17 protein-coding genes are annotated in these 16,314 nt (G+C 71.0%); 1 reads left to right on the top strand and 16 read right to left on the bottom strand.

Going from position 1 to position 16,314, the window contains the following annotated elements; genetic code table 11:
- Window positions 1-101: 101 nt before the first annotated feature.
- The 4 genes from ACFXI3_RS44880 to ACFXI3_RS44865 all read right to left on the bottom strand — a co-directional run bounded on the left by ACFXI3_RS44880 (window position 102) and on the right by ACFXI3_RS44865 (window position 2,315).
- Entirely contained in the window at window positions 102-401 is a 300-nt protein-coding gene (locus ACFXI3_RS44880; RefSeq protein WP_344274248.1) for a hypothetical protein, read from the bottom strand.
- On the bottom strand, window positions 388-615 hold the full coding sequence (locus ACFXI3_RS44875; protein WP_101439894.1) for a hypothetical protein: 228 nt from the start codon (window positions 613-615) through the stop codon (window positions 388-390). Before ACFXI3_RS44875 ends, ACFXI3_RS44880 begins: the two co-directional genes overlap by 14 nt.
- Window positions 616-652: 37 nt before the next feature.
- The gene (locus ACFXI3_RS44870) at window positions 653-1,105 is read right to left on the bottom strand and encodes an Lrp/AsnC family transcriptional regulator (protein ID WP_033287500.1); all 453 of its coding nucleotides are present in this window, start codon (window positions 1,103-1,105) and stop codon (window positions 653-655) included.
- Window positions 1,106-1,172: 67 nt separating this feature from the next.
- Window positions 1,173-2,315 (bottom strand): M24 family metallopeptidase, encoded by a 1,143-nt coding sequence (locus ACFXI3_RS44865; RefSeq protein WP_378408169.1) that lies wholly within the window; start codon window positions 2,313-2,315, stop codon window positions 1,173-1,175.
- A 231-nt stretch (window positions 2,316-2,546) separates the two neighbouring features.
- On the opposite strand from ACFXI3_RS44865, the gene ACFXI3_RS44860 reads away from it, so the two are divergent.
- A complete protein-coding gene (locus tag ACFXI3_RS44860; protein WP_378408167.1) occupies window positions 2,547-3,491 on the top strand; it encodes a 5'-3' exonuclease H3TH domain-containing protein in 945 nt (314 codons plus the stop codon).
- Between the two features lie 49 nt (window positions 3,492-3,540).
- Here ACFXI3_RS44860 and ACFXI3_RS44855 read toward each other — a convergent pair whose 3' ends face one another.
- From ACFXI3_RS44855 to ACFXI3_RS44800, 12 genes are all read right to left on the bottom strand, one after another.
- Window positions 3,541-4,758, bottom strand: coding sequence for a GNAT family N-acetyltransferase (locus ACFXI3_RS44855; RefSeq protein ID WP_378408165.1), 1,218 nt, complete (start codon window positions 4,756-4,758; stop codon window positions 3,541-3,543).
- Between the two features lie 55 nt (window positions 4,759-4,813).
- The gene (locus ACFXI3_RS44850; protein WP_378408164.1) at window positions 4,814-5,200 is read right to left on the bottom strand and encodes a DUF4333 domain-containing protein; all 387 of its coding nucleotides are present in this window, start codon (window positions 5,198-5,200) and stop codon (window positions 4,814-4,816) included.
- Window positions 5,201-5,237: 37 nt separating this feature from the next.
- Window positions 5,238-6,437 carry a GNAT family N-acetyltransferase gene (locus ACFXI3_RS44845; RefSeq protein WP_378408162.1) on the bottom strand — a complete coding sequence of 400 codons (1,200 nt, stop codon included), beginning with the start codon at window positions 6,435-6,437 and terminating at the stop codon, window positions 5,238-5,240.
- A gap of 51 nt (window positions 6,438-6,488) precedes the next feature.
- On the bottom strand, window positions 6,489-7,196 hold the full coding sequence (locus ACFXI3_RS44840) for a DUF4333 domain-containing protein (RefSeq protein ID WP_378408160.1): 708 nt from the start codon (window positions 7,194-7,196) through the stop codon (window positions 6,489-6,491).
- Between the two features lie 127 nt (window positions 7,197-7,323).
- Complete coding sequence (locus ACFXI3_RS44835; protein ID WP_344274220.1) at window positions 7,324-10,089, bottom strand: DEAD/DEAH box helicase; 2,766 nt, start codon at window positions 10,087-10,089, stop codon at window positions 7,324-7,326.
- A 369-nt stretch (window positions 10,090-10,458) separates the two neighbouring features.
- Window positions 10,459-11,340: a diacylglycerol/lipid kinase family protein gene (locus tag ACFXI3_RS44830; protein WP_378408158.1), complete on the bottom strand. Its 882-nt coding sequence runs from the start codon at window positions 11,338-11,340 to the stop codon at window positions 10,459-10,461.
- Window positions 11,341-11,342: 2 nt separating this feature from the next.
- On the bottom strand, window positions 11,343-12,320 hold the full coding sequence (gene tatC / locus ACFXI3_RS44825; RefSeq protein WP_344274214.1) for a twin-arginine translocase subunit TatC: 978 nt from the start codon (window positions 12,318-12,320) through the stop codon (window positions 11,343-11,345).
- An 88-nt stretch (window positions 12,321-12,408) separates the two neighbouring features.
- Window positions 12,409-12,726: a Sec-independent protein translocase subunit TatA gene (tatA, locus tag ACFXI3_RS44820; protein ID WP_344274211.1), complete on the bottom strand. Its 318-nt coding sequence runs from the start codon at window positions 12,724-12,726 to the stop codon at window positions 12,409-12,411.
- A 37-nt stretch (window positions 12,727-12,763) separates the two neighbouring features.
- Window positions 12,764-12,976 (bottom strand): bacteriophage holin, encoded by a 213-nt coding sequence (locus ACFXI3_RS44815; protein WP_344274208.1) that lies wholly within the window; start codon window positions 12,974-12,976, stop codon window positions 12,764-12,766.
- 9 nt (window positions 12,977-12,985) lie between these two features.
- Window positions 12,986-13,966 (bottom strand): WYL domain-containing protein, encoded by a 981-nt coding sequence (locus ACFXI3_RS44810; RefSeq protein ID WP_344274206.1) that lies wholly within the window; start codon window positions 13,964-13,966, stop codon window positions 12,986-12,988.
- On the bottom strand, window positions 13,963-14,955 hold the full coding sequence (locus tag ACFXI3_RS44805) for a helix-turn-helix transcriptional regulator (protein ID WP_378408155.1): 993 nt from the start codon (window positions 14,953-14,955) through the stop codon (window positions 13,963-13,965). Before ACFXI3_RS44805 ends, ACFXI3_RS44810 begins: the two co-directional genes overlap by 4 nt.
- A 157-nt stretch (window positions 14,956-15,112) precedes the next feature.
- Window positions 15,113-16,150 carry an oxidoreductase gene (locus ACFXI3_RS44800; protein WP_378408172.1) on the bottom strand — a complete coding sequence of 346 codons (1,038 nt, stop codon included), beginning with the start codon at window positions 16,148-16,150 and terminating at the stop codon, window positions 15,113-15,115.
- Window positions 16,151-16,314: the final 164 nt, after the last annotated feature.

Genomic DNA, 16,314 nt, shown 5'->3' with positions numbered 1-16,314 from the left:
CCTCCGCGCCGTAGTCACAATCAAACTTCGGGGTGGTGGCCCCCCAACGCACGCAATGTCGCCGCCAGGCGACGAGCCGCCCGAGACCGACCAAGCAGGATTCACAAATCCAACGCAGCCCTCAAAGCCACATCAATCTGCTCCTGAACATCCACATCAACCTCAGCGACCCGCTCCGCCAGCCAAGGCCGATACAACCGCGTCAAATTCAACGTAGAAACCCAATAACGAGCATCCACCGCAACCCCGAGAATATCCTGCGGATCCCGATCCAACAGCTCAGTCCCGAGCAGCCAAGGCCGCTCAGACTCATTCACCCCATCCGACGACAGCAGAACCACAGTCCGCTGCCGCGCGGGATCAGTAGGCGGGTGGTAAGTCCAAACCTCACCCCTGCGCACGCATCTCCTTCTCCGCAGCCGCCCGCTCCGCCTCATCCGCCTCGGCAGACGGCGTGACAGGAGCCCGCTGCGGGGTATACCCGGTCCGAACCGCCTCGCGCCGGGCCGCCTTCGACAGCCAGGACGAGACCGAAATTCCGTGCGCTTTCGCGGCCCGCTCGGCGTACTCGAGCGCACCGGTGTCGAGCGAGAGTGTCACCTTACGTGTTGCCATACCTTTTACCGTACCACTCCCACGACGCCGGCGGCTCTCACAACGTCGGCGACCTGCCCTCGAACGGCGTGGACAGCACGACAGTCGTCCGCGTGGACACCTTCGCCGCCTCGCGGATCCGCCGGAGCAGGTCTTCGAGGCCGAGCGGCGACGCGACCCGCACCAGCAGGATGTAGGACTCGTCGCCGGCCACCGAGTAGCAGGACTCGATCTCGGTGATGTGCTGGATCCGCTGCGGGTAGTCGTCGGGGGCGGCGGGGTCGTTCGGGGTGAGCGAGATCAGCGCGGTGAGCGGGAGGCCGATCTGCTCGCCGTCGAGCCGGGCGGTGTAGCCGAGGATGACGCCGCGCTGTTCGAGGCGGCGCACCCGCTGGTGCACCGCCGACACCGACAGCCCGACCCGTTCGGCGAGATCGGTGAAGCTGCGCCGCCCGTCGGCGGCCAGCTCCTGCACGATCGACTGGTCGAGCGGTTCCAGCGGGCCGCTCATGCCGTCGCCTCCTCTGGGAGTTTCCCGCCGGCTGCCGGGAAGGGAACGGCGATGATCCGAACCGCGCTCATGCGTCCAGCACGACCAGTTCGTGCGGCCGGGTGTTCACCGGCTCGACGCCCGACTCGGTGACGAGCACGATGTCCTCGATCCGCGCGCCCCAGCGGCCGGGCTGGTAGATGCCCGGCTCGACGCTGAAGGCCATGCCCGCCTCGAGCGGCAGCGCGTTGCCCGCGATGATGTAGGGCTCCTCGTGCACGTCGAGGCCGATGCCGTGGCCGGTGCGGTGGATGAAGTACTCGCCGAACCCGGCGGCGTCGATGACGTCGCGCGCGGCCTTGTCGATGCTCTCGGCAGTGGCGCCGGGGCGGACCGCGTCGACCGCGGCCTGCTGCGCGCGCTGCAGCACGGCGTAGGTCTCGGCGACGTCGGCGTCGCGGGGCTCGCCGATCGAGTAGGTGCGGGTGGAGTCGGAGTTGTAGCCCTCGGGCACCGGGCCGCCGATGTCGATCACGACGACGTCGCCGCGTTCGATGACGCGCTCGGACACGTCGTGGTGCGGGCTGGCGCCGTTGGGGCCGGAGCCGACGATGACGAAGTCGGCGTGCGTGTGGCCTTCTTCGACGATGGCGGCGGTGATGTCCGCGCCGACCTCGGCCTCGGTGCGGCCCGCGCGCAGCCACTCGCCCATCCGGGCGTGGACGCGGTCGATCGCCGCGCCCGCCTTGCGCAGGGCGTCGATCTCCGCGGCGTCCTTGCGCATCCGCAGTTCGCGCACGATCGGGCCGGCCAGGGTCTGCTCGGCGTCGCCGAACGCGGCGCGCAGGGACAGCACGTGCAGCGCCGGGGTGAAGTCGCTGACCGCGATCCGGCCGGGCTTGCCGAGCCGGTCGGCGACAAGCCGGTAGGGGTCGTCGCCGTCGACCCACGTGAGCACCTCGACGCCGAGTTCGTCGGTGGGCACGCCCGCGTAACCGGGGGCCTCGAGCTTCGGCACGACGAGCGCGGGGGTCCCGTCGGCGGGCACGACGAGGGTGGTCAGCCGCTCGAAGGAACCGCCGGCCTGGCCGAGCAGGTACCGCAGGTCGGACCCGGGCGCGACGAGCAGCGCGTCGGTGTCGGCGGCGGCGGCCGCTTTCGCGGCGCGGTCGAGACGGGCGCGGAGCGCGGCGGCGTCGGGAGCGGGCGTGTTGAGGGATCGGCTCGACATGACGCCGAGCCTAGTACCGGCGTCCCGGCGCAGCCCGCCCGTCCTCCCCAACCCGGCGCGCCGCCTGGGTCATCCAGCCGAAGTCCCGCGCGGACGGCCGAATCTCGGTCCGTGAAGGGCTCCTTGAGGGAATCAGATTCCCTCAAGGAGCCCTTCACGGACCTTGGCCGTCGCGGACGCGCCCGGCGCCGGATTCGGGGCAACGCGGGCCGGACGTGGCAGGCTGTGCGGGTGACCGGACCACTCGCTCTCCTCGATTCCGCGAGCCTCTACTTCCGCTCGTTCTACGCGCTGCCCGATTCGATGACCGCGCCCGACGGGACGCCGGTCAACGCCGTGCGCGGGTTTACCGACACGATCGCGCGCATCCTGACCGACCGCCGTCCGTCGCGGCTGGTCGCCTGTCTCGACGCGGACTGGCGGCCGAAGTTCCGCACCGATCTGCTGCCGAGCTACAAGGCGCACCGGGTCGCCGAGGCCGGGGACGGCGGGGCGGACGTCGAAGAGGTGCCCGACACGCTGACCCCGCAGGTGCCGATCATCCTGGACGTGCTGGAGGCGTTCGGGTTCGCCGTCGCGGAGGCGGCCGGGTACGAGGCGGACGACGTGATCGGCGCGCTCGCGACCCGGGAGAAGGACGCGCCGGTCGAGGTGATCACCGGCGACCGGGACCTGTTCCAGCTGGTGCGCGAGGAGCCGACGCCGACGTCGGTCGTGTACGTCGGCAAGGGCTGGGCGAAGGCGGAAGTGCTGGGACAGCGGGAAATCGCCGAGAAGTACGGCGTTCCGGTCGACCACGCCGGGCCCGCTTACGCCGACATGGCCGCGTTGCGCGGCGACCCGTCGGACGGGCTGCCGGGTGTGGCCGGGATCGGCGAGAAGACCGCGGCGAAGCTGATCACGCAGTTCGGGTCGCTGGAGGAACTCGTCGCCGCGTCCTCGGCCGGGGATTCGCGCGTGCCGTTGAAGACCAGGCTGCGGCTCTCCGACGCCGCGGATTACCTGGCCGTCGCGCCCACGGTGGTGCGGGTCGCGGTGGACGCGCCGGTCGAGCAGTCCGGGCCGGACGCGGTGCCGACCGCGCCCGCCGATCCGGAGCGGGTGGCGGAGCTGGCCGAGCGCTGGAACCTGGGCCGTTCGGTGGAGCGGCTTCTGGCGGCGCTGCCGGGAGCCTGACTGCAGCGGAGTGGTTCCAGCGCTCGGGCGAGCGCTGGAACCACTCCGGTCAGAAGTGCGTGCCGGTCCAGGGCTGAGTCCCGGTCTGGAACAGCGCGTCCACGCGGGCCAGGGTTTCCGCGCTCGCACCGGTGACCCGGCCCGACAACGCGAGCGGACCGGCTTGCCAAGCGCCGAGGTACAGCATTGCCAACGTGTCGACGTCGAGCTGCAGATCCGCTTCGTCGTCAGTGCGCTCGACGCCGTTGCTGCTGACCCGGTAGCGGCCGCGGTTGTCCGGCAGCATGCGGTCGTTCACCTCCAGCACCACCGGTTCCGGCGAGCCGTACGTGCGCGCGGCGAGCGCGGCCTGCACGTCGATCAACCGCAGCCACAGTTCGTCGTCGACGCCGGTCGTGTGCGCCCGGCGCGGGTCGACGAGCAGCAGACCCACCGGGTCGTCCACCGGACGGTTGCGCGCGTGCACGACCTCGATCAGGTCGACCGACAGCAGGAACCGCCACAGCCCGGCCAGCGCTTCCGGGGTCGCCGCGTGCAGTTCGTGGACTTCGAGCGCGGCGCCGCGCTCCGGGTCGAGGTAGCTGTTCTGCGGCACGACGTGGAACACGGCGAAGCCGTCGTCGCCGTTCGGTCCAGTGTGGACAGCCACGCGGTGGTTGCCGCCGTCCGGGTGGAGGTGCCAGTCGAACGCGATCGGCCACCAGAGTTCCGGGCGGGCGATCAAACCCGGCCGGTGGGTGTCGATCCGTTGGTACAGCGAGGGAATCGTCGCGATCGCGTCGTCGGTGGTGAGCAGCCGGACCCGGCCGGGGAGGTCGACGCTTTCGCGCAGCGGGGCCGGTTTCTTGATCTGCAGGGTGGCCATGCGGGTCGCGACGCCGTAGCCGTAGCGGCCGTAGATCAGCGCTTCGCTCGCGTGCAGCGCGGCGACGACGTGGCCGCGTCGCACGAAGTCGTGCAGTTGCCGGTCCATCATCGCGGTGAGCACGCCGCGGCGGGTCCAGTCGGCGCGGACGCCGACGCCGTCGACCGCGGCCATCGGCACCGCGGAGCCGCCGGGGACGGTGAGCGTGGTGGCGAAGGAGCTGGCGATGCCGATGGCTTCGCCGTCGTGGAACGCTCCGGTCCGGCCGTCCGCCGTCCAGGAACCGCCGACCTTCGCCCAGCGCTCGTCCGAGGGCGGGTTTCCGTGCAGGGAACGCACCAGAAGGTCGAAGGTCTCGCGGCTTTCGGCGTCGGTGATCTGGCGTACCACGTAGTCGCTCATGACCCGATTGAACCAATGCCGCCGCCGCGCGGCCATCGGTTTTACCGCGGCTGATCTACTGCGGCGGGTCGACGCGGTACTTGCCGTCCGCGCCGGTCACCGTGATGGGGACGTGTTTCGTCGCGCCCGCGATGTCCACAGTGCACTGGAACCGCGAGCCGTCGGAGACGGGCTGCCGGTCGGGGCAGGACACCGTGCCGACGTTCGCCATCTTGTAGTCGGTGGTGAGCAGCCGGGTGACGGCCGAGGCCATCACCCGGGAGTCGAACACCCGCATCGCCTCCGACGAGCTGGGCGCCGACGACGACGCGACGCCCGGCTCCGCGGGGCTGTTCGGCGTGACCGTGACGGTGTGGACCGGAGGCGGGGGCGTCCCGCTGTCGCAGCCCGCGGCGGCGAGCATTCCCAAGCCGCACAACAGCAGCACCGGCACGGCGCGCATCAATCCCGCTCCTCTGCGCGAAACGTCTGGTCAACGGTCAGAAGAACGTACCGCACCACACCGATTCGCGCGTGCCGAAGAGAACGTCGGCGGCCTCGGGCGCGGCCGGGTCGAGCACCTCGATCCGGCCGGTGGCGGCGAGCGCCGACGCGCGCCACGTGCCGAAGTAGAGCATCGCGAGCGTGTCCACGGAGAGCCGCAGCGCGGGCTCCGCGTCCGTGCGCGAGGCGCCGTCAGGCCCGACGAGGTAGCGGCCGTCGTTGCCCGGCAGCGATCGGTCGACCACTTCGAGCACGACCGGTTCGGCCGGGCCGTAGGTGCGGGCGGCGAGTGCGGCTTGCACGTCCACCAGCCGGAGCCAGCATTCGTCGTCGGTGCTTTCGGTTTTCGCCATCCGGGGGTCGGCGAACAGCAGCGCGTGCGGTTCGTCGAGCGGGCGCATCGCGAGGACGATCTCGTCGACCAGGTCGACCGACAGCAGGAACCGCCACAGCCCGGCGAACGCGTCCGGGTTCGCGTAATGGAACGCCATCACGTTCAGTTTGGCGTGTTCGTTGGAGTCTTCCTCGACGTAGTAGGTCAGGAAGCCGTCGTCTCCGTCGGGGCCGCGGTGCACGGCGGTCTGGAGCAGTTTCGCGCGGCGGCGCAGCGATGCCTCGTGCCCCGGCCAGTAGACCTCGGACCGGGTCATCGCGGCGACGCGGCCCATCGCGGTCGCGGCGTACAGCTCCGGCCACTTCGGGGCGGCCTCGTCGACGCCGAGGACGGTGACCTCTCCCCCGGCCGGCACATCCGGGCGCAGCTGCGCGCGGTGCCGATCGACCACGACCCGCTTGGCAAGGGTCGCGACCCCGTAGCCGTAACGGCCGTAGATCGCGCCTTCCGACGCGTACAGCAGCGCGAGCGGGACGCCTTGTTCGGCGAAGTCCGCCAACTGCGCGGCTTTCAGCGCGCTGAGCACGCCGCGCCGGGTGCGCCCGGCTCGGACTCCGACGCCGGTGACCGCGGCCAGCGGGAGCCGCGCTCCGCCGGGGACGACCATTTCCGCCGCGAAGGACCGGGCGGTGCCGACCAGGTGCGGTTCGAAGACGCCCCAGCTGCGTTCGGCCTGGTACGCCTTGGAGACGCGGTCCCATTCTTCGTCGGTGCCGGGCTGGACGTGCAGCGCGGCCCGGAACAGGTCCCAGGCCCCGCGCTGCTCGTCGGGACGGAGGATGCGGACGGTGCGGTCGCTCATGCCCCGATCATCGCCGGGGCGGCCCCGGGATCGCCACTGAATTGAATGGCGTCACTTGGCGGCGGGCGGCGAGACCTCGTAGTTGCCGTCGGTGCCCTTGACGGTGATCGGCACCTGCTGCGGTTTGCCGTTGATGGTGGCGGTGCACTCGAATTTCGCGCCGTCCTCCACCTTCTGCTCGGCCGGGCAGGTGACTCCGCTGACGCCCTGGATCTTGTAGGTGTCGGTGAGCATCTTCGCGACGTCGGTCTGCATCTGGTTGTTGTTGAAGACCTGGGTTTTGAAGAAGCCGGGCGCGACGAAGCCGAGAATCGCCACGACCGCCACCACGACGACGAGCGCGCCGATTCCGATGAACAGGCCCTTCTTCGACCCGCCCGAGGACTCCGGCGCTGCTCCGCCGGGCTGGCCGTAGTCGTACTGGCCGGGCTGCTGGCCGCCGTACTGCTGCTGCGGCTCCCCGTACTGCTGCTGGCCGTAGGGCTGTTGCGGCTGCTGCCCGTACGGCGGCGGCTGCTGGCCCCACTGGGGTTGCTGGGGCTGCTGCTGTTGGGGGTAGCCGCCGGGCTGCTGGCCGTACTGCGGGTCTTGACCGTAGGGCTGCTGCCCGTACTGCTGGGGCGGGTACGGCTGCTGCTGCGGCCCGCTCTGCGGGTACGAGCCGCCCGGCTGCTGCCCGTACTGCGGGTCCTGGCCGTAGGGCTGTTGCCCGTACTGGGGCTGCTGCCGCGGGTCGTTGCCGCCATACGGCGTGCTCATCGTTGGCCTCCGCCTTCGTCTGTCCGCACCCGCGGGCCGGGCCGGGGGTGTCGTGCGCGATCCAACCACAGGTCTGGACCTGGCACACGTGTCCGCGCGCAGTCGCTACTAAGGTGTGCCCTCGCGGTCATGCCGCGCCCGCGGCCACTACGCCGCGGCGCAGCGCCCGGACCGCTTGCGCCGCCGCGGAACCGACCGGGTCCTCCTTGCCGAGGACGTCGCGGATCTGGTCGAGCAGGTCGATGACCTGGCGGCACCAGCGGACGAAGTCGCCCGCGGACAGCTCCTGCCCGTTGGTCTCGGCCGCGGTGAGGACCTTCTCCAGCGATTCGCCGCGCGCCCAGCGGTAGACCGGCCACGCGAAGCCCGCGTCGGGTTCGCGGGTGCGGTCGAGGCGGTGGCGGCGTTCGTCCTCGGTGAGCTCGACCCACAGCCTGCTGGTTTCCTGCCACGCGCCCGGAACCGCGCCGCCGGGCAGCCGGGGTTCGCCCGCGGTGTCGCGGCGGGCTTCGAACACGAGCGTGGACACGACCGCGGCGAGTTCGGCCGGGCCGAGGCCGGTCCACACGCCGTGCCGGATGCATTCGGCGGCGAGCAGGTCGGATTCGCTGTAGAGGCGGGTGAGGCGGCGGCCGTGTTCGGTGACGCGGTCCTCGCCGTCGCCGGGGCGGACGTAGCCGCGTTCGCCGAGCAGCCGCAGGATCCGGTCGAACGCGCGGGCCAGGGAGTGCGTGGTGGCCGCGACTTTCCGTTCGAGCTGTTCGGTTTCGGCGGAGAGCCGCTGGTAGCGCTCGACCCAGCGGAGGTTGGCCTCGCGTTCGGCGAGGCCGTGGCACGGGTGGGCGCGCAGGGCGCGGCGCAGCGAGGCGAGTTCGGCGTCGTCGGCGGCCGCGGTGCGGCGGCGCTGGCGTCCGGGCAGGGCGATGCCGGCGTTGCGCAGCGACGAGGCGATGTCGCGGCGGGTCTTGGGCGAGCGCAGTTCGATGTGCTTGGGCAGCTTGATCCGGCCGAGCGCTTCGACCGGGGCCGGGAAGTCGGCGACCGACAGCGGCCCGGACCAGCGGTCCTCGGTGACGACGACCGGCCGCGGCTCGCGGATCGGGTCGAGGCCGGGGTCGACGACCACGGCGAGCCCGGCGCGGCGGCCCGCCGGGACCGGGATGACGTCGCCCTTGCGCAGTTTTTCCAGCGATTGGGCGGTTTCGGCGCGGCGGGACGAGGTGTTCTGCCGGGACAGGGTCTTCTCGCGGGCGGAGATCTGCGCGCGGAGTTCGACGTACTCGAGCATCTGCTCGAAGTCGCCGGAGATCGCGTCGGTGTACCCCTTGAGGGCTTCCTTGTTGCGTTCGATCCGCCGCGCGGTGCCGACGACCGACCGGTCGGCCTGGAACTGCGCGAAGGACTGTTCCAGCAGGTCGCGGGCCGCGTCCGCGCCGACCTGGGCGACCAGGTTGACCGCCATGTTGTAGCCGGGGCGGAACGACGAGCGCAGCGGGTACGTGCGGGTGGAGGCGAGGCCGGCGACGGCCTTGGGATCGACGCCGGGCTGCCAGGCGACGACGGCGTGGCCTTCGATGTCGATGCCCCGGCGGCCGGCGCGGCCGGTGAGCTGGGTGTATTCGCCCGGGGTGAGGTCGACGTGCGCCTCGCCGTTGTATTTGACGAGCCGTTCGAGCACGACGGTGCGGGCGGGCATGTTGATGCCGAGCGCGAGGGTTTCGGTCGCGAACACGACCTTGACCAGGCCGCGGACGAACAGTTCCTCGACGGTTTCCTTGAACGCGGGCAGCAGCCCGGCGTGGTGGCCGGCGAAGCCGCGTTCGAGCGCCTCGCGCCATTCCCAGTAGCCGAGGACGCCGAGGTCGCCCTCGGGCAGCTCGGCGGTGCGGGCGTCGACGATCCGGCGGATTTCCTCGACCTGTTCGGGGCCGTTGAGCCGCAGGCCGGAGCGGACGCACTGGGCGACGGCGGCGTCGCAGCCGGCGCGGGAGAAGATGAACACGATCGCGGGCAGCAGCCCGGCGTGGTCGAGCCGTTCGGTCACGTCGACCCGGGACGGCGGCCGGAACCTCGGCCCGCGCGGCGGGGCGCCGCGGCGGCCGCCGCGAGGCCCGCGGAAGTTCGGCGCGAACCGGCCCATGTCGTCGGTTTTGCGCAGCAGAGTGGGGTTGATCCGCAGCTGCTCACCCGGGTCGGCCTCGTTCTGGCCGGCGAACAGGTCGAGCAGCTGGTTGCCGACGAGCATGTGCTGCCACAGCGGGACCGGCCGGTGCTCGTCGACGACGACGGTGGTGTCGCCGCGGACCTCGACGAGCCATTCGCCGAATTCCTCGGCGTTGCTGACGGTGGCGGACAGGCCGACGACGCGGACGTGCTCGGGCAGGTGGAGGATCACTTCCTCCCAGACCGCGCCGCGGAAGCGGTCGGCGAGGTAGTGGACCTCGTCCATGACGACGTAGCCGAGTTCGGGGATCGAGGAGCTGCCCGCGTAGAGCATGTTGCGCAGCACCTCGGTGGTCATGACGACCACCTGGGCGTTGCCGTTGATCGAGGTGTCGCCGGTGAGCAGGCCGACGGCGTCGTTGCCGTAGCGCTCGACGAGGTCGGCGTACTTCTGGTTGGACAGCGCCTTGATCGGCGTGGTGTAGAAGCATTTGCGGCCCTCGGCGAGGGCGAGGTGGACGGCGAACTCGCCGACCACGGTCTTGCCGGCTCCGGTGGGGGCGCAGACCAGGACGCCGTGGCCCTCTTCGAGCGCTTCGCAGCCGCGGATCTGGAAATCGTCGAATTCGAAGGCCGATTCGGCGGAAAACCGGGTCAGCTGGGGGTGCTTGGCGCGGCGACGGGAGGCAGCGTAGGCCTCGGCCGGCGATGGTGAAGGGCTAGTGGCCACCCGGTCAGGGTTTCATATGCCACCGACATTCCGCACGCGGCGTGCGGGAACGCCCTCGCGAGCGCCGGCACTCACGACCGCCTGGGACTCAAGGGGCACGGCTGGGGCGAGGTCGAAGAACCCCACGTGCCCGCGCTGGCTGTTCGCAGCCAGCCCTGCGACCTAAAAGACGTGGTCCGTGAGGGGAACCCTCAGGGACTCTGAGTCCCTCAGGGTTCCCCTCACGGACATCAAGAACCAGCCGCATGGTGACGGGTCCGCCATTTCGCGGCGGTCGGTGCGGCCGCACCGCTCAAGTCCCAGGCGTGGGCACCAGGGCTGAGTACGGGGGTCGTGAGTGCCGACGCAGGTGAGAACCGGCACCGCCGCTCACGAGACAACAGTGAGCGCGGAGGGCACGCAGACCGCTTCGACCGGCGCCTGGCCTTGGTCTTCGCCGTCGGCGTAGACGGGCCAGCCGGGTGCTTCGATGCGGAGGGTGCGGGTGCGGAAGGTTTCGACGCTGGGCTTGTGCACGTGTTCGCCGGTGCGCAGGTGCGGGAGCATCCGCAGCAGGCGGGCGCGGCCGGGGGCGCCGATGACGGTGACGTCGAAGAGCCCGTCGCCGGGGTCGGCGTCGGGGCAGATCGGGATGCCGCCGCCGTAGTACGGGGTGTTGCCGACGGCGATGAGGCTCGTGTCCCCGGAGAGGACGCCGTGGTCGGTGTGCACGACGATCGGGCTGGGCCGGAACGCGGCGAGTTCGGCGAGGATCGCCAGGTCGTAGCGGCGGGGCCCGGCGGGCCAGCGCATCGCGTTCGCGCGGGCGTTGACGGCGGCGTCGAATCCGGCGCAGAGCACGGTGGAGAACCAGGTGTCGCCGGCGCGGCCGAGGTCGACGCGGCGGCGGCGCCCGGCCTTCAGCGCTCTCGCGAGGGCGTCGGTGGCGGCGCGCGGGTCGGCGGGGATGCCGAGGGCGCGGGCGAAGTCGTTGCCGGTGCCGGAGGGGACGAGGCCGAGCGCGACGCCGTGGTCGGCGCAGAACTGGACGCCTTGGTGGGCCGCGCCGTCGCCGCCGAGGACGATGAGCACGTCGAGGCCCTCGGCGTGCGAGGAGCGCATGAGCGCGCGGGATTCCTCGACGCTGGTGGCGGTGAGGAGGTCGAGCCGGTCGACGGCGGGCCGGAGCCGCGCCGCGACGGCTTCGGCGATGCGGGCGGCCGCGCCGCGACCGGAGGCCGGGTGCACGGCCAGTGCTGCGTTCAGGCCCACGGTCAGGTGATGTCGTCGGTCGAGTTGGAGCGGCCGGTCGACGGGCTCTGCGCGGTGGGTTCTTCGCCGTCGGCGGTGCTCGGGGTGTAGTTGAACGGCGCGGCCTCGTCGTCGGCGAGCTGGTCCCAGCCCTCGTCGTGGCGGCCGCGGTCGAGCTTGCGGTCGTGGAAGCGGGCGATCTGGATCGACAGCTCGAACAGCAGGGTGAGCGCGCCGGCGAGGCCGAGCATCGAGAACGGGTCCGAGCCGGGGGTGGCGAACGCGGCGAACACGAACAGCGCGAACACGAGGCCGCGGCGCCACCGCTTGAGCTGCTGGTATTTGAGCACGCCGACGCGGTTGAGCATCACCACGAGGAGCGGGAGCTCGAAACTGACGCCGAAGATCACCAGCAGCGACAGGATGAAGGAGATGTACTTGTCCGCGGTGAGCGCGGTGACGAACTGGTCCTGGCCGAAGCCGGCGAGCAGCGCCAAGGCGTGCGGGACGAGCAGGTAGGCCAGCACCGCGCCGGCGGCGAAGAGCACCGAGGCGAAGCTGACGAAGATCATCGCGTACCGGCGCTCTTTGGCGTAGAGGCCGGGGGCGATGAACGCCCAGATCTGGTAGAGCCAGGCGGGCGAGAGCAGAACCGCGCCCGCCGCGACGCCGACCTTGAGGCGGATCATGAACGCTTCGAACGGAACGGTCTGCAGCAGGCGGCAGCCGGGCTGGTCGCCGGCGAAGCGCTGCGAGGCCGGGATGGCGCAGTACGGGTGCGTCATGATGTCGCCCAGCGACGGGATCGGGCCGAGCCGCTGCTCGAACCAGATGAACCCGAAGATCGCGCCGACGACGATGAAAACGACCGCCCAGCCGAGGCGGCGGCGGAACTCGTAGATGTGCTCGATGAGCGTCATCGTGCCGTCGGGGTTTTTCCGGCGGCTGCGCCGGGTCCGCTTGCTGGACCGGCTTCCGTTGCCGTTGGCGGCTTCCGCCACTGGTCGTTCCGTTCTCGTCAGAGCCCGCCGCGGCGCGCCGCACCGGCGCGCCGCCGTGGACCGGGGACCGGGTGGTGCGCGCGGAGGGTCAGCTCGCGTTCTTCTGCGGCTGGTCGGCCGGGGCGGCCGCCTGCTGCTTCTTCAGTTCGTCGAGCTGGCGCTGGAGGTCGGCGACCTGCTTGTCCTGCGCGGTCTGGGCGGGAGCGGGGGCGGCGATGTGCCGGGTGTCGGCGGACTCGGCCTCGGCTTCGGCCTTCTGCTCGCCGGTCAGGTCCTTGGTCTCGGCCTTGAAGATCTTCATGGACTTGCCGATGGACCGGGCCGCGTCCGGGAGCCGCTTCGCTCCGAACAGCAGAACCACCACGAGCACCAGAACGATGATGTGCCACGGCTGCAGCGCGTTCATGGTCGTCTGCCCTCCTTGTCTGGGGTCTGTGCTGATGTTACTTGTTGCCGGCCGCCGGGCGGCGTTCGGCCACGGCCACACGGAGTGCCGCGGACCGGGCCCGGATGAGTCCGGTCCGGTCGTGGGTGTCCGCACTTACCATGCTCATGGTGCGGCGGAAGCGGCGCAAGACTCCGGCGGTCCGTACCAGCAGCAGGGCCAGGACGAGCAGGCCGGCCGCGAGCAGCACATAGACGGGCAGGTACGGCACTTAACCACCTTATCGGTCGGAGATGGACGCGAGGTGACGGGCACGCGCCACGGCGTCGGCCGCTCGGCGACCGACTGCCTCGGCGAGTGTGGCGGGGCTCTCCACCTGGGCTTCCCCGCCGAGGCTGAGCACGAGCCGGACCATCCAGGGCTCGTCGCTGTAGCGCATGGCGATGCGCAGCCGTCCGCCGTCGAGTTCGTCGAGTTCCTCGCAGGGGTAGTACTCGGCGACCCAGCGGGCGTCGGGGTCCAGGACGAGATGGGCGACCCGCTGATCGGGACGGGCGGAGAAGACGCCGTCGGACAGGTCGGTGGGCCGCGCGTGGGCGGGCGGAGCTGCGGGTTCGTCCAATACGGTGAGCGCGTCCACCCGATCGAGGCGGAACAGCCGGACGCCTTCGACGCGCCGGCACCAGGCTTCGAGGTAGCCGACGCCTTGGACGATGACGAGCCGCATCGGGTCGACGGTGCGTTCGGTGATCTGGTCGCGCGACGCGGTGTAGTAGCGCATCCGCAGCGCGCGGCCTTCCTGCAGCGCGCCGGACACGGTCTCGCGGGTGCGGGCGGCGCGGGCTCCTTCGCGCACTCCTCCCCCGACGACGACTCCCGCCGGGCGGGCTTGTCCGGCGGCGTCCTCGATTTTGGCAATCGCGCGCCGGACCGCGTCGCCGTCGGCCACGCCCGGGGTTTCGGCGAGCGCGCGCAGCGCGACCAGGAGCGCGGTGGCTTCGCCGCCGGTGAGGCGCAGCGGGCGGCTCATCCCGGCGTCGTGGGTGACGACGATGGTGTCGCCTTCGAAGGACAGGTCGATCAGGTCGCCGGGCCCGTAGCCGGGCAGGCCGCACATCCACAGCAGTTCGAGGTCTTTGCGCAGCTGGCGCGGGGTGACGTCGAAGTCCTGGGCCGCTTCGTCGATCCGGATGCCCGGGCGGGCGAGCAGGTAGGGCACGAGCGCGAGCAGTCTCGGCATGCGTTCGCCGGAAGCGCTCATCGCACGCTCCCCTGTCCCGTGCGGGCGAGCACGGCCTCGTGCCGGTGCTGCACGGACTTGGCCAGCACGTCCGGTTCGAGCACGAGCACGTCCGGCCCCTGCGCGGCGATCCAGTCGGCGGCCGATTCCGGGAAGTACAGCCCGATCTCGATCACGTCGCCTTCCTCGCCCGCGACGATCTCGCGCCCCACCACGTCCCCGCGGCGGCGCACCCCCGCGGCCCGCCCGTCCGCGATCCACAACCGGGCGGTGGTGACGGGAGCCGGATCCTCGCTGCCGCCGGTCACCGACACCAACTGCATCAAATTGACGCCCTCAGGCCTGGCGACCGCACCCGGCTTCCCGATCGCGACAACCTTCCCGGTAACCCGAGAAAGCCGAAAACAGCGAGACGCGTCGCGATCCCGGTCATGCCCGACGACGTACCAACGAGCCCGCCAGGACACGACCCCCCACGGCTCGAGCGTGCGGATCCGCCGCTCCGGCGACCCGCTGCGCCGATACTCGAATCGAACCGCCTGCCCGGCCTGGACAGCGGCCAGCATGGGCGCGAACGCCGGCTCCGCCCGCACCCGAGGCTCGATCACCGTCGGAGCCTGGTCGTCGACCTCGACCCCAGCCGCTCGCAGCTTCACCAACGCACCCTGCGCCTGCCCGGTCAGCTCCGGCGAATCCCAAAGCCGAACCGCGAGCCCCACCGCCGCCGCCTCGTCCGGCGCGAGGTCGATCTCGCCGAGCTCGTAGTCGCGCCGGGCGATCCGATACCCCTCGACCGGGTCGAAGACGGAGTTGCGCCCGGTCTCGAGCGGAATCCCCAGTTCGCGCAGCTCGGTCTTGTCCCGCTCGAACGTGCGGAAAAAGGCGTCGTCACTGGCCGCCTCGGCGTACCCCGGAACGATCCCGCGGATCCGCTCCGCGGTGAGGTACTGCCGGGTGGAGAGGAGGGCCAGCACAAGATTGACCAGCCGTTCGGCGCGTGCGGTGGACACCAGACGACTCTAGCTCTCCCCGCTCCCCGCCATCGCGAGGTCCGCCCCGCGCGCGTCGCGCCTGGTCAGCCCTTGGTTGGCGCGAACGGACCCTCCGCACCCGCCCGGTCACCCACCGCCGTTCCCCTCGCGCACTGCCCCCGGATCGGGTTCCCTCCTACGGAACCAACTTCGCCACGCGCCCCTTGACCCCACTGGCCCAACATGCCCCGGACCACGTGCAATCAACGGTGTCAAAACTGCCCGTATCGAACGAGACCCAATGCCGTCCCCCGTCGCGGCTGAGATCACTCCCACCAGGTCCCACAGCGAGCACCGTCCCACCACGCCAAGCAAGCCCGGACCGATACCCAGCAGGATGCTCCGGCGGCGTACGCCAGCTGCGCCCACTGTCGCGGCTCATCGCGACCGCCGGTCCAGGCGCAGTCGGATTGGCGTAGTCCCCGCCAATCGCGACGCCCTGCCACGGCGTACGGAACGCCACCGCGAACACCCCAGCCGACGCACTGCTAGGCAACGGCGTCACCGCAGCACTCCAGTGCCGCCCACCATCACCAGAGTGCAAAACGCGCGCGTGCGCCCCACCACCAGTAGCAAGCCACGCGTCAAACGGCCCAGACGTAGTGATGCACTGCCCGCTGGCAGCAAACCCGGCCTCTCCAGGCTCCGCAGGCGGAAACGCATCGTCCGGAACCTGCCGCCAACTGCGCCCGCCATCAAAAGTGGCCTGCACGCGGAACTTCCCGTTGACCGGATCGCTCATCGCAAGCCCGCGCCAAGGATCGAAGAAGGCCAAGCAGTCGTAGAACGCAGCAGAATCAGGATTGCTGAACGTCTGCCGCCAGCTCTTCCCGCCATCGTCAGTGCGATAGACCCGGGAATCCGCCCCAGGCCCGATCGACAACACCACGGCATGGTCAGCATCGAACGCCTCGATATCGTGAAACTCGAGCTTCCCAGCATCCGGCGGCCCGACCGACAGCCAACTGCTCCCACCGTCAACCGTCCGCAGCACGGCACCTTGGGTGCCGCTGACCCATGCCACCCGCTCACTAACCGCAGACAACCCACGAAACTGCGCAGCGGTACCCGTAGGCAAAAGCCGCCACGACGGCGGCGAAGAGGCCGCCGCAACCCCGCCCAACCCCACCGACAGCACCGCTATCAGAACCAGAACCGCCCGAAACCCACGCATGCGCAGATCCTGCCGCACCACCCCGACAACTTTCGTCGGTTCTCTCCCACGCAACCACGACTTCCGCGACCCAGGCCCAGCCCTGACCGCTCACTCGCCCACCACGCGGGATCGCGCCGGCGTTTGGGGGCTGCCCGGCGTGACAGGCCGAAGGCCCCTCACGC

The sequence above is a fragment of the Amycolatopsis sp. NPDC059235 genome, assembly GCF_042754125.1.
Taxonomy (GTDB): Bacteria; Actinomycetota; Actinomycetes; order Mycobacteriales; family Pseudonocardiaceae; genus Amycolatopsis; species Amycolatopsis albidoflava.
This window is presented reverse-complemented; position numbering and strand designations above follow the sequence as displayed.

What these genes read in the sequence shown, in the direction of transcription:
- ACFXI3_RS44875 (WP_101439894.1), bottom strand. Translation starts at nt 615, where the DNA reads ATGGCAACACGTAAGGTGACACTCTCGCTCGACACCGGTGCGCTCGAG.
- ACFXI3_RS44870 (WP_033287500.1), bottom strand. Translation starts at nt 1,105, where the DNA reads ATGAGCGGCCCGCTGGAACCGCTCGACCAGTCGATCGTGCAGGAGCTG.
- ACFXI3_RS44865 (WP_378408169.1), bottom strand. Translation starts at nt 2,315, where the DNA reads ATGTCGAGCCGATCCCTCAACACGCCCGCTCCCGACGCCGCCGCGCTC.
- ACFXI3_RS44855 (WP_378408165.1), bottom strand. Translation starts at nt 4,758, where the DNA reads ATGAGCGACTACGTGGTACGCCAGATCACCGACGCCGAAAGCCGCGAG.
- ACFXI3_RS44850 (WP_378408164.1), bottom strand. Translation starts at nt 5,200, where the DNA reads ATGCGCGCCGTGCCGGTGCTGCTGTTGTGCGGCTTGGGAATGCTCGCC.
- ACFXI3_RS44845 (WP_378408162.1), bottom strand. Translation starts at nt 6,437, where the DNA reads ATGAGCGACCGCACCGTCCGCATCCTCCGTCCCGACGAGCAGCGCGGG.
- ACFXI3_RS44840 (WP_378408160.1), bottom strand. Translation starts at nt 7,196, where the DNA reads ATGAGCACGCCGTATGGCGGCAACGACCCGCGGCAGCAGCCCCAGTAC.
- tatA (WP_344274211.1), bottom strand. Translation starts at nt 12,726, where the DNA reads ATGAACGCGCTGCAGCCGTGGCACATCATCGTTCTGGTGCTCGTGGTG.
- ACFXI3_RS44810 (WP_344274206.1), bottom strand. Translation starts at nt 13,966, where the DNA reads ATGAGCGCTTCCGGCGAACGCATGCCGAGACTGCTCGCGCTCGTGCCC.
- ACFXI3_RS44800 (WP_378408172.1), bottom strand. Translation starts at nt 16,150, where the DNA reads ATGCGTGGGTTTCGGGCGGTTCTGGTTCTGATAGCGGTGCTGTCGGTG.